The sequence below is a fragment of the Nocardia sp. NPDC059180 genome, assembly GCF_042754945.1.
Taxonomy (GTDB): domain Bacteria; phylum Actinomycetota; class Actinomycetes; order Mycobacteriales; family Mycobacteriaceae; genus Nocardia.
On the sequence record NZ_JBHZBU010000007.1, the window covers coordinates 256,543 to 271,167 of the forward strand.

Below are 14,625 nucleotides of genomic sequence, written 5' to 3' on the forward strand. Positions count from 1 at the left end.
TATCATTCATGGGTGACCAGCGATGAGCCTACCGCACCCCGTCCACCAGGGCGTCCGGCCTCCGCGACCCGGGAAGAGGTCGTCGAATTGGCGCGGGTGGCGTTCCTGGCCGGTGAGCGGGTGGATGTGCAGGCCATCGCGGCCAAGCTGCGGCTCAGTCGCGCCTCGGTCTATCGCTGGTTCGGTTCGCGCGACGGCGTGCTCGGTGCGGTGCTCGCCGGTGAATTCGAGGGCCTCATCGATCGCGCGGACGCCCGGCGGCGCGCCACCGGCGCGCAGCGGATCCTCGACGTGCTGTATCGAGTGAACCGCTGGATGGCCGGCAATGAACCGTTCCGGCGGTACTTCGAGAACGAACCCATCAACGGTCTGCGCATCCTCACCACCGGCGACGGGCCGGTGCAGCCGCGGGTGGTGGCCGCCGTGGACGCGCTCATCGCGCGTACCCAGGAACAGGACGACTATCGTCCGCCGCTGGAACGCTCGTTGCTGGCCTACACCATGGTTCGGCTGGGCGAGGCATTCCTCTACAGCGACAACGTCACCGGCCTGCACGGCGACGTCGACCGGCTACGTCAGGTGCAGGCCGCACTACTCGGCCTGGATCCCGGCGGAACCGGTCCCGCGGCGGGCCGTTCATTGAAATCGGCGTGATCAGAACCCACGCCCGCGCGCCGAAGGTGGCGCAATGGGTCGCAAAGCCCGCATTTGCCCAGGTCGAGCGCAGGGCTCACCCGGCGCAATAACCGAGGCCGATCCGCGCTCGCTCCACGGCCGGAATCGAGGGGCCGAAATCGCCGCTATCGTCGCTGTCCATGCAGGTCAGCGACAAAAATGTGGAGGCGCCCGCCCCGGTGCGGCGGCTGCGTGCCGACCATGCGCGCCGGGTCGCCGATATCCTGCGCCAGCAGATCCACACCGGCGCGTTCGCCGACACGCTGCCCGGTGAACAAGACCTCGCGGCCGAACATCAGGCCTCCCGCAATACCGTGCGCGAGGCCCTGGCACTACTGCGCGACGAAGGGCTCATCGCCCGGGTGCCCAAGGTCGGTACCAAGGTGGCGTCCCGGAAATTCGACCACGGCCTGGACACTCTGCTCGGCTTGCAGGAAACACTGAAGGGTCATGGCGTCGTCCGCAACGAGGTCCGCGCCGCCACCCACATCAGCGCACCGCCCGCCGTGGCCCGCAGGCTGGCGCTGGCTCCGGGCGCGCAGGTCGTTTACATCGAACGCCTGCGCTACCTCGCGGATCTACCGCTGAGCCTCGATCTGACCTACCTCGCGCCCGAGGTCGGCACTGAGGTCCTCGCCCACGATCTGGAACGCACGGACATCTTCGTCCTGCTCGAAGAGATCACCGGACAATCGCTCGGCTCGGCCGATCTCGCGGTCGAAGCAGTCTCCGCCGATCCGCATACCGCCTCCACCCTCGACACTCCCGACGGCGCCGCGCTCTTGATGCTCGAACGCCTCACCCGCCTCGACGACGGCACCCCGGTCGATCTCGAGTACATCCGTCTGCGTGGCGATCGAATCACCATGCGCGGCAGCCTGTCCCGCAGCATTCCCGAATGGAAGGTCCTTTAGATGGCTTTGGCGAACCAGCGCACCGATATTCCCGTGACCATCGACGAATCGCTGTGCATCCAGGGCTGCACGTTGTGCGTCGAGATCTGTCCGCTCGACTCCCTTGCCATCAATCCCGACAACGGCAAAGCCTTCATGCATGTCGACGAGTGCTGGTATTGCGGCCCTTGCGCCGCGCGCTGCCCCACCGGCGCCGTCACCGTCAACATGCCGTATCTCCTGAGGTAGTTCACATCATGAAACACTGGAAACGCCTGGCCGCCACTGCCGCCGCCGCGGCACTCGCCCTCACCGGATGCTCATTGGAAGACACCGGTTCCGGCGACACCGTCAAGGTCGTCGTCGGCTATCAGTCCAAGACCATCAACACCGTCACCGCGGGCACCCTGCTGCGCGCCAAGGGCTACCTGGAACAGCGGCTGCAGCAGATCACCGACGGTGGTGGCGCGAAGTACGAGGTCGAATGGCAGGACTACGACACCGGCGCGCCGATCACCGCCCAGATGGTGGCGGAGAAGATCGATATCGGTTCGATGGGCGATTACCCGTTGCTGATCAACGGGTCTCGCACCCAGGCCGATGAACGCTCGCGCACCGAGTTCATCTCCGTCACCGGGTACAACCCGAAAGGCGCGCTGAACATGGTTGTCGTATCGCCGGATTCGGCGGCCGACGAGCTGACCGATCTTGCGGGACAGAAGGTGTCGGCCAGTGTGGGTTCGGCCGGGCACGGCACGCTCGTGCAGGCGCTGACCCGGGCCGGGATCGATCCGGTCGGCGGTGTCGAGGTGCTCAATCAACAGCCACAGGTCGGTGCGTCGGCGCTGGAATCCGGGCAGGTGGGCGCGCTGTCGCAGTTCGTCGCCTGGCCCGGCCTGCTGGTGTTCCAGGACAAGGCGAAGCTGCTCTACGACGGCGCCGAGCTGAACGTGCCGACCTTCCACGGGGTGGTGGCGCGTAAGGATTACACCGCCGCGCATCCGGAGGTGGTCGACGCTTTTCTTCAGGCCCAGCTCGACGCCACCGAGTTCCTGTGGCAGGAACCGCTCGAGGCGGCGCGGCTGGTCGCCGAGGGTTCGGGGCTGCCACAGGAGGTCGTGTACCTCTACAACGGCCCCAGCGGCACCTCGTTCGACACCACGCTCAAGCCGAGCCTGATCGCGGCGTTCAAAGACGATGTTCAGTATCTGAAGTCGATCGGTGATTTCGCCGACCTCGATATAGACGCCTTTGTTGATCACAAGCTGATCCGATCCGCCTTCGCCGCACGCGGCGGCCGCGACTACGACAGCGCACTCGCCGACACAACCAACCAGACCACCGGCTCGGGCACCGAACTCTGGCTCGACGGGCAGGACACGACCCAGCCGGCCGCCGACGCCACAGAACTGTTGCGAGTAGTGAAAACCGCACGAGCACAGGGCGCCACGATCCGCGCTGCCTACATTCTCGACGCGGAGCTCGGCACCCGCTGGTTCGCCGACAAGGCGGTGTGGCTGCGCGACGGGGACACCTTCCTACCGTTCACCACGCCGGCCGCCGCGCAACGCTACCGTCAGACCCACCCCGCCGCCCAAGCGGTCAGCTATGAGCAGGCCGTTGCGGAGGTTCGCTCATGACACTGTCGCGCACCGGCTCGCGCCCGCTGAGCACCGAGATCGACAACCGGCGCGGCGTCACCGCATCGGGGGCCGCCGCCGGCACATACACCGAACCCAGCGTCGGACCTGCTGAGGCCGAGCCCAGCACAACCACCGGGACTGGCACCACGAGCACCGGGACCGACGCGGGCACGGAGTCGAGAACATCGACCGAGTCCAGGCCCGGACCTGGCGCTCAACCTGGCACCACTACCGGGATCGGCGCTGAGGCGGGGTCCGGCAACCCCAACGAACCTCGCACCAGATCGGGCGAAAGCGCGGTGGTCGCCGTAGCACCGGCGCGCAAGCGGCGTACCGGTAGCGGTTCGGCCTGGTCCTCGCGGGCGCTGAAGCTCACTTCTGTGGGCGCCGCCGTTCTGCTATGGCAGCTGGTGACCGCCAACGATGTTCGCCTGTGGTTGCGCTTCGACACGCTACCGACGGTCACCGAGATCGTCACCGCGTTCGGCAGTCAGCTAGGCACCGATGCCTACTATCTCGATCTGGGCCAGTCGCTGATCCGCATCCTCACCGGTTTCGCCATCGCTACGGTGCTCGGTGTCGCGAGCGGTATCGCGCTCGGCCGCTCCCGGCTGTTCGCCGATGTCCTCGGCCCCCTCACCGAACTCGCCCGGCCGGTTCCTGCCATCGCGGTGGTGCCGATCGCGATCCTGCTGTTCCCCGATGACGAGGCGGGCATCGTCTTCATCACTTCCCTGGCCGCCTACTTCCCGATCATGGTCAGCACCCGGCACGCGGTGCGTGCGCTGCCGACACTCTGGGAGGACTCGGTGCGCACGCTGGGCGGCAGCCGCTGGGATGTGCTGGTGCGGGTCGTGTTCCCCGGTGCGCTGCCCGGCATTTTCGGCGGACTGTCGGTCGGTATCGGCGTCGCCTGGATATGCCTGATCTCCGCGGAGATGATCTCCGGACGCCTCGGCGTCGGCTACCGGACCTGGCAGGCGTACACCATCGTCGACTACCCCGGCGTTTTCGTCGGGATCATCACCATCGGCGTCCTCGGATTCGCGACGTCGGCGGCGATCGAACTGCTCGGCCGCCGCGTCACTCGCTGGCTGCCGCGTGGAGAGGAGAACTCACGATGACCACGGCGGTAGCCACGGGCATGAGCCTGCGCCTGGACGGCATCTCACTGTCCTACACCGGTGAACCGGTGATCAGCGACCTCACCCTCGACGTGCGTCCCGGCGAGATCCTGGTACTCACCGGCCCGTCCGGATGCGGGAAATCCACTGTCCTGCGCGCCATCGCCGGACTGCTGGCACCCGATTCCGGCCGGATACTGGCCGACGGCGAACCGGTGACAACGACCTCCCGCGACCGTGCAGTCGTGTTCCAGGACAACGCACTGCTTCCGTGGCGCAGTGTGCGCTCCAATATCGAACTCGCCCTGAAGCTGCGCGGCGAATCGAAGGAGGGCCGCCGGGCCGCGGCAGAGCGCTGGATCGAGGAGGTCGGGCTGACCGGGTTCGCCGGCTTCCTGCCCAAGAGCCTGTCCGGAGGCATGCGCCAGCGTGTCCAGCTGGCTCGCGGCCTTGCGGGTGCCCCGCGCGCGGTCATGATGGATGAACCGTTCGGCGCGCTCGACACTCAGACGCGAACAACCATGCAGCGCTTGCTGATCGACACCTGGCGCACCCACCCGACCACCGTCGTCTTCGTCACCCATGATGTGGACGAGGCACTGCTACTAGGTGACCGGGTCGCCGTCCTGGGGCGAGCAGGCCGACCGCTGCGCGCCGTCATCGATGTTCCCACCCCGCGTACGGCCGTCGACCGACCGGCCGAACGCGCCCAGATCGTGGAGGCTCTGTCGTGACCGCACCGATCTTGCTCGCGGCACCTGATCTCGCCGACGCCGTCCGCTTGGACTGCGATGTGCTCGTCATCGGCGGCGGAACGGCCGGGACCATGGCCGCGCTCACCGCCGCCGAGCAGGGCGCGAACGTGCTGCTGCTGGAGAAAGCGCATGTCCGCCATTCCGGAGCACTGGCCATGGGAATGGATGGCGTGAACAACGCCGTCATCCCGGGCAAGGCCGAACCGGAGGACTACGTCGCCGAGATCACCCGCGCCAACGACGGCATCGTCGACCAGCGCACCATCTATCAGACCGCGACCCGCGGCTTCGCCATGGTGCAGCGGCTGGAGAGCTACGGGGTGAAGTTCGAGAAGGACGAATACGGCGAGTACGCGGTGCGCCGAGTGCATCGTTCCGGCTCGTATGTGCTGCCGATGCCCGAGGGCAAAGACGTCAAGAAGGCGCTGTATCGAGTACTGCGCCAACGCAAGATGCGGGAACGGATCCGGATCGAGAACCGGTTGATGCCGGTACGAGTACTCACCGAGAACGGCCGCGCGGTCGGTGCGGCGGCGTTGAACACCCGGACCGGTGAGTTCGTCGCGGTGGGCGCCAAGGCGGTCATCCTCGCGACCGGTCCGTGTGGGCGGCTCGGCCTGCCCGCCTCCGGCTACCTCTACGGCACCTACGAGAACCCGACCAATGCCGGCGACGGCTACTCGATGGCCTATCACGCGGGTGCCGAACTCAGCGGCATCGAGTGCTTCCAGATCAATCCGCTGATCAAGGATTACAACGGTCCGGCGTGTGCCTATGTCGCCAATCCGTTCGGCGGCTATCAGGTCAATGCCGAGGGCGAACGGTTCGTGGACTCCGATTACTGGTCGGGCCAGATGATGTCGGAGGTCAAGCGTGAGATCGAATCGGCGCGTGGGCCCATCTATCTGAAGGTGTCGCATCTGCCGGACGAGACGCTCTCGACACTCGAGGGCATCCTGCACACCACCGAGCGCCCGACCCGCGGCACCTTCCATGCCAATCGCGGCCACGATTACCGCACCCACGATATCGAGATGCATATCTCCGAAATCGGTTTGTGCAGTGGACATTCGGCCTCCGGCGTGTGGGTGGACGAGAACGCGAGGACCTCCGTGCCAGGCCTGTATGCGGCTGGCGATCTGGCGTGCGTGCCACACAACTACATGATCGGCGCCTTCGTCTTCGGCGATCTGGCCGGCGCGCATGCCGCGTCGACGCTGGCCGACGTCGCTGCGCCCCAGGAACTTCCACAGGACCAGCTCACCGACGCCCACGAGCTCATCTACCGACCGCTGCGTCATCCCGACGGGCCACCGCAGCCACAGGTCGAATACAAGCTGCGCCGTTTCGTCAACGACTATGTGGCTCCGCCCAAGACCGCCGCCAAGCTGTCGATCGCGGTGGAGACCTTCGAGCGGATGCGCAGCGACATCGCCGAGATGGGTGCGCGGACTCCGCATGAGCTCATGCGTTCGGTGGAAGTGTCGTTCATCCGCGATTGCGCGGAGATGGCGGCACGCAGCTCGCTGACCCGCACCGAATCGCGGTGGGGGCTCTATCACGAGCGTGCCGACCTGCCCGAACGCGACGATGTCGGCTGGCGCTACCACCTGAATCTGCGCAAGAACGCCGACGGCGGCATGGAATTCCTGAAGCGTCCGGTGGCGCCGTATCTGGTGCCGGTACCCGGTTTGGATGATCTGCCCTCGGCCGATGACGACATCGAGTTCGTCGAGCAGCCCGATCTGATCGCCCAACGCGCACCGGCAGCGGATACCGTCGCGACTGCTGTCCGGGAGCCGGCCGCGCCGCCGTCTCCCCGCCTGGTCACGCTGCTCGGGTTGGACGCGCCATCGGTTCCCGAGCTGGCCGAATACCTCGCCGACTCCGACCCGGTCGTGCGGGTGGCCGCGCTGTCGGTGCTCACCGAGCACACCCCCGAGGGGTTCACCCCCGCATTGATCGCAGCGCTCGACGACGGGTCCGCCTCGGTGCGCAATGCGGCCACAGAGGGCCTGCGCGAACTGGTCGAGGTCGTGCCCTCGGCCGACGGGCTCGCGCAGCGGCTGGACTCCCCCGACCCGGTCGTCCGGTCGACCGTGGTGGATCTACTACGTGCGCTGCGCGCCGGGACCGCCACGCAATTCACCGCCGCGCTCGCCGATGGCGATCACCGGGTGCGCATCGAGGCGGTGCGCGCGTTGGTGTCCCTCGACGACGGTGACAGTGTGGCCGCCTTGGCTACCGACCCGAACCGAGAGGTGCGTATCGCGGTCGCCCAGGGTTTGGCGACGATCGGTACCGGTGGTACCGAAGTGATGCGCACGCTCACGGCCGACCGTGATCCACTGGTGCGCGCCGCGGCATTGGCAGCGTTCGCCGCGCTCGGTACCGACGCCGATACGACCGCCGAACTCGCCGCCGCGCTGCGGCATTCGGCCTGGCAGGTGCGCGTAGGCGCGGCGCGCGGGCTGGTCGGCGCGGATCCGGAGTTCGCACTGCCACCGCTGACAGAGGCGCTGTCGGATCCACATCTCGATGTCCGTAAGGCCGCCGTCTTGGCACTGTCGAACTGGACGAGCCTCGACTCTGCCCGGATCGCATTGAAGCAGGCGGTCGACGACCCCGATGCCGACGTCCGCGCTTATGCCCGCCGCGCCCTCACCGGGTGAACCACGACCGGGGCGCCGGAACCTGTGTTCCGCGCGCCCCGGCTCGGTCACCAGCCGCGCCGTTGTGGCCGCGAACCCACCAGCTCCCCCGGACGGGCATGCCCGCGACTGCGGTACACGATGTAGGGCCGGAACAGGTAGGCAACGGGAGCGCTGAACGCGTGCACCAGGCGGGTGAACGGCCACAGCGCGAACAACGTCAAGGCGATGACGACATGGATGTGGAACGACAGCGGCGCCTGCGCCATCAGATCGCCCCGCGGTTGCAGGATCCATATCGACCGGAACCACGGCGAGACGGTTTCGCGGTAATTGTGCTCCTCGCCGACCACTCCCGACCCCATCAGTGTTGTCGCGAGACCGGCCACGATCGCCGCGATCAGCACGACGTACATCAGTTTGTCGTTCCAGGTGGTTGCGGTGAAGACCGGCCCGGTGGACCGGCGCCGGTAGACCAGCAACGCGGCGCCGGTCAGGGTCGCGATTCCGGCAACTGTGCCCAGCGTCAGCGCTTGGATGTGGTAAACGTGCTCGCTCATGCCGATCGCGTCCGTCCACGATTGCGGAATCACCAAACCGATGATGTGGCCGACGATCACGACGAGAATGCCGAAATGGAACAGCGGGCTGCCCACCCGCAGCAGCTTGCTCTCGTACAGCTGTGAAGAGCGGGTGGTCCAGCCGAATTTGTCGTAGCGGTAGCGCCACCAGGTCCCCACGGCCAGGATCGCCAGCGTCACATAGGGGATGACATCCCAGAAGATCTCTCCGGCCGACATGGTCAGCGTCCTCCCTGTCCTGCAGTGCCGCGGCGCGGGGGGACCGTCAGCGTGAACGGTTGCAGGCCGACCTGTTCGGCGGGTGGGCCCGCCAGGACCAGTTCGCGGGCGCGGCGCACATCCTGGTCGGACGCGGCGGGCAAGGACCCCGCGACCGCGCCAAGCACTGCCGCATAGGGAGATTCGCGTTCGGTCAATGCCGTATGCACCGCGTCGATGGCGTGCCGGTGCGCGGCGAGCAGGCTGCCTCCCACGTCCGGGTCTACGGTCGCGGCGAATTCGAGCACGACCGCGAGATGGTCGGGCGCTTCCCCGGTGGGTGGTGTCGTGCCCGCCGCACGGTAGGCCTGCGCGAAGGCGAGCATGGCGGTGCCGCGGTTGCGGGTGTCGCCGTCGGTCCAGTAGGTCAGCAGCAGGGTGGTCCGCCGCCGTAGGTCGAAGGTCTCGACGTAGTGCCGTGCGGCCTCCGACACCGGGATCCGCCGCAGATGTGCAACGGTCGCCCGTAGCGGTTCTGCGCGTTCATCCGGTAGCCGATCGTATAACGCTTCGACCGTGCCGAGGCGCATGTCCCGCGCCGCCGCGTCCGGATAGGCCAGCAACAGCGAGGCCGACTGCCACACCAGCCGGCGCTGGGCGAGTTCGGTGCCGTGGCGGCGTCCCCATTTCATCGACTCTCACCGTCCTGCCCGTTGTGGCCGCCAGGGAACATGCCCTCCGGTACACCGTTGCCGTCCCAGTTGAGCAGATTGACCCTGGACGGATTTCTCTCGGTCGCCCCGAACGACTCGCTGGTCTGCCGCTGTCGCAACGCATGGAAGGTCTCCACCGCGACCGGGACGGGCCCGCCGCTGCTTTCGCCGAACGGCCCCTCGCCGTACATGCCCGGGCCGCCCTCGAAGTCCAGCGCGCATTCACTGACCGCCTCCTCCAGCCGATGCCCTTCTTCGGCGTAGGCGGATGGAATCACGTACCTGTCCTCATATTTCGCCAAGGCGAGCAGCCGGTACATCTCGTACATCTGCTCTTCACTCATCCCGACAGCGGCCGGAATATGACCTTGCGGCTCGCGACCGAGATTGATATCGCGCATGTACGAGCGCATCGCGGCCAGCTTGCGGAGCGCCCCGGCAACCACGTCGGTATCGCCAGCGGTGAACAAACCGGCCAGGTATTCGATGGGGATACGCAGGGCATCGAGCGCGCCGAACAGGTTGCCCGCGTCCTCACCGTCGTGCCCGTCGCGGCTCACCGCGTCCACCACCGGCGACAGCGGCGGCACGTACCAGACCATCGGCATGGTGCGGTACTCCGGATGCAACGGCAACGCCACCCGGTACTTCTTGATCAGTGCGTGCACCGGTGAGCGTCGCGCGGCCTCGATCCAGCTGTCCGGGATGCCCTGTGCTCGCGCGCCGGCGACGACCTCGGGGTCGCTGGGGTCGAGCAGGGTGTCGAGTTGAGCTTCGTAGAGGTCACGGTCGTCGGCGACGGAGGCGGCGTCGAGCACCTTGTCCACGTCGTAGAGCACCAGACCGATGTAGCGCAGCCTGCCCACGCAGGTCTCCGCGCAGACGGTGGGTATGCCGACCTCGACGCGTGGATAGCAGAAGGTGCACTTCTCGGCCTTGCCGGTCTTGTGGTTGAAATACACCTTCTTGTACGGGCATCCGGAGACACACATGCGCCAGCCGCGGCATTTGTCCTGGTCCACCAGCACGATGCCGTCCTCGGTGCGTTTGTACATCGCACCCGACGGGCACGACGCGACGCAGGCAGGGTTGAGGCAGTGCTCGCAGATGCGTGGCAGGTAGAACATGAAGGTCTGTTCCAGCTCCAGCCGGATCTTCTCGCTGACCTGCGCCAGAATCGGGTCGCCTGGGACGATCTCCGGTGAACCACCGAGATCGTCATCCCAGTTCGCCGACCATCCCACCTTCATCCGTTTGCCGGTGAGCAGGCTGCGGGGTGGGGCGACAGGCATCTGGTCGCCGAGCGGGGCGTTGGTGAGGTTCTCGTAGTCGTAGGTCCACGGCTCGTAGTAGTCGTCCATGGCGGGCATCTTCGGGTTGGAGAAGATACGGCTCAGTTTCGCGAGCCTGCCGCCATCGCGCAGCCGCAGGCGCCCTTTGCGGTCGCGTACCCATCCCCCGCGCCAGCGCTCCTGGTCCTCGTAGGTGCGCGGATATCCTTGTCCAGGACGAGTTTCCACATTGTTGAACCACACGTATTCGGTGCCGGCGCGGTTGGTCCACGCCTGTTTGCATGTCACCGAGCAGGTATGGCAGCCGATGCATTTGTCGAGGTTCATCACCATCGCCAGCTGCGCCATCACCTTCATCAGTACGTCACCTCCTGGCTGCGGCGCCGGACCACGGTCACCTCGTCGCGTTGATTGCCGGTCGGGCCCAGATAGTTGAAGGCGAACGAGGTCTGGGCGTAGCCGCCGGCGAGATGGGTCGGTTTGATCAGCAGCCGAGTCAGCGAATTGTGGATACCGCCGCGATTGCCGGTGGTTTCGGTGAGCGGCACGTCGATGGTCCGTTCCTGGGCGTGGTGCACGTAGACGACGCCCTCGGGCATCCGATGGGAGACGATCGCCCGGCACACCAGCACGCCGTTGCGGTTGACCGCCTCCACCCAATCGTTGTCGGCGACCTCGATCTTCGCGGCGTCGGCGGGACTCATCCACATGGTCGGGCCGCCGCGCGACAACGACAGCATCAGCAGGTTGTCCTGGTATTCCGAGTGGATCGACCATTTGGAGTGTGGAGTCAGATAGCGGACCGTGATCCCGACACCATCACGAGGCTGACCCACCCGCGGTTCGTCGAACAGCAGCGCCATATCCAGCGGTGGACGGTAGATCGGCAGTTGTTCGCCGAGTTCCTCGATCCAATCGTGGTCCAGATAGAAATGCATGCGACCGGTGAGGGTGTGGAACGGTTTGAGCTCCTCGATATTCACTGTGAACGGCGCATACCGCCGCCCGCCGGTCTCACTGCCCGACCACTCCGGGCTGGTGATCACCGGCACCGGCCGGGCCTGGGTGTCGGCGAAGGTGATCCGCCGTTCCTCACTGCCTTCGGCCAGATGCGCGAGTCTGCGTCCGGTGCGTTTTTCCAGCTCGCGAAATCCTTCCACGGCCAGCCTGCCATTGGAGGTGCCCGACAGCGCGAGGATCGTCTCGGCCATCTTGTCCGCGGTATCCAGCGCCGGACGTCCGGCTGCCGCACCGGAATTCATCACTCCGTGTTTGCGGCCGAGTTCGACGACCTCCTGATCCGGATGCACCGTGACGCCCTTGGTGGTCAGACCCTTCGATTCTACGAGCGGGCCGAGCGCCGACCATTTCTCCGCGATCGCGGGATAGTCCCGTTCGACGGCGACCAACGGCCCCATCGTCGCACCCGGCACCGGCGCCACACGCGTAGTGCGCCAATCCATTTCGGATCCACCGGGATAGGCCATGGCACCGGGCGTATCGTGCTGAAGCGTGCCGAGCACAAGATCGGTACGCTTGCCCAGATGCTTCTCGGCCATCGCGGAGAACCGGCGGGCGATGGCGGCGAAGGCATCGAAATCCGAACGGGCCTCCCACGGCGGATCGATTGCCGGGGTGAAGGCGTGCACGTACGGGTGCATATCGGTGCTGGACAGATCGGATTTCTCGTACCAGGTGGCGGCGGGCAGCACCACGTCGGACAGCATCGTGGTCGAGGTCATCCGGAAGTCGATCGACATGAGCAGATCGAGCTTGCCCTCGGGAGCCTGCTCCCGCCATACGACATCGTTGGGCCGCAGATCCGGAACCGTCTGTTCGGCCTGCACATTCGATGTCGTACCCAGCAGGTGCCGCAGGAAGTATTCGTTGCCCTTGCTGGAGGAGCCGAGCAGATTGGCCCGCCAGACACTCAGCACCCGCGGCCAGTTCTGCGGGGCGTCGGGATCGGCGAGCGCGAACTGCACCTCGCCGTCGGACAGTCGATCGGTCACGTACTTCACCGGATCGATGCCTGCGGCGCGTGCGTCGTCGGCCAACTCCAGCGTCGAACGGTCGAACTGCGGGTAGAACGGGGTCCAGCCCATTGCCGCAGCCGACGCCAGCACATCCATGGTGTGCTTGCCACGGAACCGGCCGCGGGCGGTCGGTGCGGCCAACGCATCGGCGCGGTAGCCGTCAAAGCGCCACTGGTCGGTGTGCACATACCAATAGGAGGTGCCCGCCATCTGGCGTGGTGGCCGATTCCAGTCGGTACCCATCGCGACGGTCGCCCAGCCCGTCACCGGCCTGCACTTCTCCTGCCCGACGTAATGCGCCCAGCCGCCGCCGTTGCGGCCCATCGACCCGGTCAACAACAGCAGACTCAAGATGGCTCGGTAGGTGGCGTCGCCGTGGAACCACTGACAGATCCCCGCACCCATGATGATCATCGAACGGCCACCGGATTCGATCGCGTTATCGGCGAATTCGCGCGCGATCCGAATCACCTGCGCGGCAGAAACTCCGGTAATGGACTCCTGCCATGCGGGTGTGCACGGCGAGTCGGGATCGTCATAGCCCGTCGGCCACTGCCCCGGCATGCCCGCCCGCGCGACACCGTATTGGGCCAGCATCAGGTCGAATACCGTGCACACCCGGTGGCCGGCCACGCTCTGCACGGGTACGCCGCGCTCGATGGTGCTACCGCTGCCGTCGATGCTGTCGAAGCGCGGCAGCGTGATGACCGCGGTATCGGCGTCGCTGCTGTCGACCGTCAGTGCCGGTGCAAGATCGCCGAGGTCCAGGTTCCATTTGCCGACACCTTCGGCGCCGAACCGGAAGCCCAGCGATCCATGTGGCACGGCAGGTGTGCCGGTGGCGCCGTCGAGCAATACCGGTTTGAAGGCAGCGTTTTCCGACGACTCCCCCAGGTCCGCCGCGGTCAGGTTCTTGCCCGGCACCAGCCGCCCGTCCCGCTCTTCTAGTTTGATCAGAAACGGCAGATCCGTGTACTGACGCACGTAGTCGACGAAGAACGGCTCGCGCCGCCGAACGAAATACTCCGAGGCGATCACATGCCCCATCGCCATGGCCATCGCACCATCGGTGCCCGCCGCACACGGCATCCATTCGTCGGCGAACTTGGTGTTGTCCGCGTAATCGGGGCTGACGGTGACCACCTTGGTGCCGCGGTAGCGCACCTCCGCCATCCAATGCGCGTCCGGTGTGCGGGTGACCGGCACATTGGAGCCCCACATCATCAGATATGCCGCGTCCCACCAGTCACCGGATTCGGGGACATCGGTCTGATCGCCGAACACCTGGGGCGAGGCGACCGGCAGGTCGGCGTACCAGTCGTAGAACGAAGTCATCACCCCGCCCAGCAGCTCGACGAAGCGGGAGCCCGCTGCGAAGGACACCATCGACATGGCGGGAATGGGAGAAAATCCGGCGATCCGGTCCGGGCCGTAGGTCTTGATGGTGTGCACATGGGCCGCGGCGATGATCTCGGTGGCCTCATCCCAGCTCGCCCGGACCAGCCCGCCTTTACCCCGGACCTGCTGGTAGCGCCGGCGCACCTCAGGATCGGACTGGATCGCCGCCCACGCCGTCACCGGGTCGCCGTGTTCGGCCTTCGCCGCGCGGTAGAGGTCGAGCAGAACCCCCCGCACATACGGATACCGCACCCGGGTGGGCGAATAGGTGTACCAGGAGAACGCGGCGCCGCGTGGGCAGCCGCGTGGTTCGTATTCGGGGCGATCCGGGCCCACCGACGGATAGTCGGTTTCCTGGGTTTCCCAGGTGATGATGTCGTCTTTGACGTAGATCTTCCATGAGCAAGAACCGGTGCAGTTGACGCCATGGGTGGAGCGCACCACCTTGTCGTGGCTCCAGCGGTCGCGGTAGAAGACGTCGCCTTCGCGGCCGCCTTCCCTGGTGACTGTGCGGCGATCCGGCGAGAAGTCACCGGGGGTGAAGAATCGTCCGCTGCGCAGCAGCAGGTCCTCGATGGAGCCGCCGGTGTGTTCGCTCGACGCCACGTGGTCTCCTTCTCGTCCGCTCTACGGTTTCGCCGCAACGTCCGATCAGGTGCAGGGGCC

11 protein-coding genes are annotated in these 14,625 nt (G+C 66.5%); 7 read left to right on the plus strand and 4 right to left on the minus strand.

What is annotated here, in order from left to right; all coding sequences use genetic code 11:
- The first annotated feature begins 12 nt into the window (after window positions 1–12).
- The 7 genes from ACFXNW_RS22210 to ACFXNW_RS22240 all read left to right on the plus strand — a co-directional run bounded on the left by ACFXNW_RS22210 (window position 13) and on the right by ACFXNW_RS22240 (window position 7,762).
- Window positions 13–654 (plus strand): QsdR family transcriptional regulator, encoded by a 642-nt coding sequence (locus ACFXNW_RS22210; RefSeq protein WP_379419641.1) that lies wholly within the window; start codon window positions 13–15, stop codon window positions 652–654.
- Window positions 655–815: 161 nt separating this feature from the next.
- Window positions 816–1,589: a GntR family transcriptional regulator gene (locus ACFXNW_RS22215; RefSeq protein ID WP_379419642.1), complete on the plus strand. Its 774-nt coding sequence runs from the start codon at window positions 816–818 to the stop codon at window positions 1,587–1,589.
- The gene (locus ACFXNW_RS22220; protein ID WP_030519968.1) at window positions 1,590–1,817 is read left to right on the plus strand and encodes a ferredoxin family protein; all 228 of its coding nucleotides are present in this window, start codon (window positions 1,590–1,592) and stop codon (window positions 1,815–1,817) included. It abuts the gene before it with no gap.
- A gap of 8 nt (window positions 1,818–1,825) precedes the next feature.
- Entirely contained in the window at window positions 1,826–3,208 is a 1,383-nt protein-coding gene (locus tag ACFXNW_RS22225; protein WP_379419643.1) for an ABC transporter substrate-binding protein, read from the plus strand.
- Window positions 3,209–3,510: 302 nt separating this feature from the next.
- Complete coding sequence (locus ACFXNW_RS22230; protein WP_379419771.1) at window positions 3,511–4,335, plus strand: ABC transporter permease; 825 nt, start codon at window positions 3,511–3,513, stop codon at window positions 4,333–4,335.
- On the plus strand, window positions 4,332–5,069 hold the full coding sequence (locus ACFXNW_RS22235; RefSeq protein WP_379419644.1) for an ABC transporter ATP-binding protein: 738 nt from the start codon (window positions 4,332–4,334) through the stop codon (window positions 5,067–5,069). Before ACFXNW_RS22230 ends, ACFXNW_RS22235 begins: the two co-directional genes overlap by 4 nt.
- Entirely contained in the window at window positions 5,066–7,762 is a 2,697-nt protein-coding gene (locus tag ACFXNW_RS22240) for a fumarate reductase/succinate dehydrogenase flavoprotein subunit (RefSeq protein WP_379419645.1), read from the plus strand. The genes ACFXNW_RS22235 and ACFXNW_RS22240 overlap by 4 nt, the downstream gene beginning before the upstream one ends.
- 47 nt (window positions 7,763–7,809) lie before the next feature.
- Here the strand turns inward: ACFXNW_RS22240 and narI are convergent, their stop codons facing one another.
- Genes narI through ACFXNW_RS22260 form a run of 4 tightly spaced genes read right to left on the minus strand, consistent with a single transcriptional unit; the run spans window position 7,810 to window position 14,565 of the window.
- Complete coding sequence (gene narI, locus ACFXNW_RS22245) at window positions 7,810–8,541, minus strand: respiratory nitrate reductase subunit gamma (RefSeq protein ID WP_379419646.1); 732 nt, start codon at window positions 8,539–8,541, stop codon at window positions 7,810–7,812.
- Window positions 8,542–8,543: 2 nt separating this feature from the next.
- Complete coding sequence (narJ, locus tag ACFXNW_RS22250) at window positions 8,544–9,212, minus strand: nitrate reductase molybdenum cofactor assembly chaperone (RefSeq protein WP_379419647.1); 669 nt, start codon at window positions 9,210–9,212, stop codon at window positions 8,544–8,546.
- Window positions 9,209–10,882 carry a nitrate reductase subunit beta gene (narH, locus tag ACFXNW_RS22255; RefSeq protein WP_379419648.1) on the minus strand — a complete coding sequence of 558 codons (1,674 nt, stop codon included), beginning with the start codon at window positions 10,880–10,882 and terminating at the stop codon, window positions 9,209–9,211. Before narH ends, narJ begins: the two co-directional genes overlap by 4 nt.
- Window positions 10,882–14,565, minus strand: a complete 3,684-nt coding sequence (locus ACFXNW_RS22260; protein ID WP_379419649.1) for a nitrate reductase subunit alpha — start codon at window positions 14,563–14,565, stop codon at window positions 10,882–10,884. Before ACFXNW_RS22260 ends, narH begins: the two co-directional genes overlap by 1 nt.
- Between the last annotated feature and the right edge of the window lie 60 nt (window positions 14,566–14,625).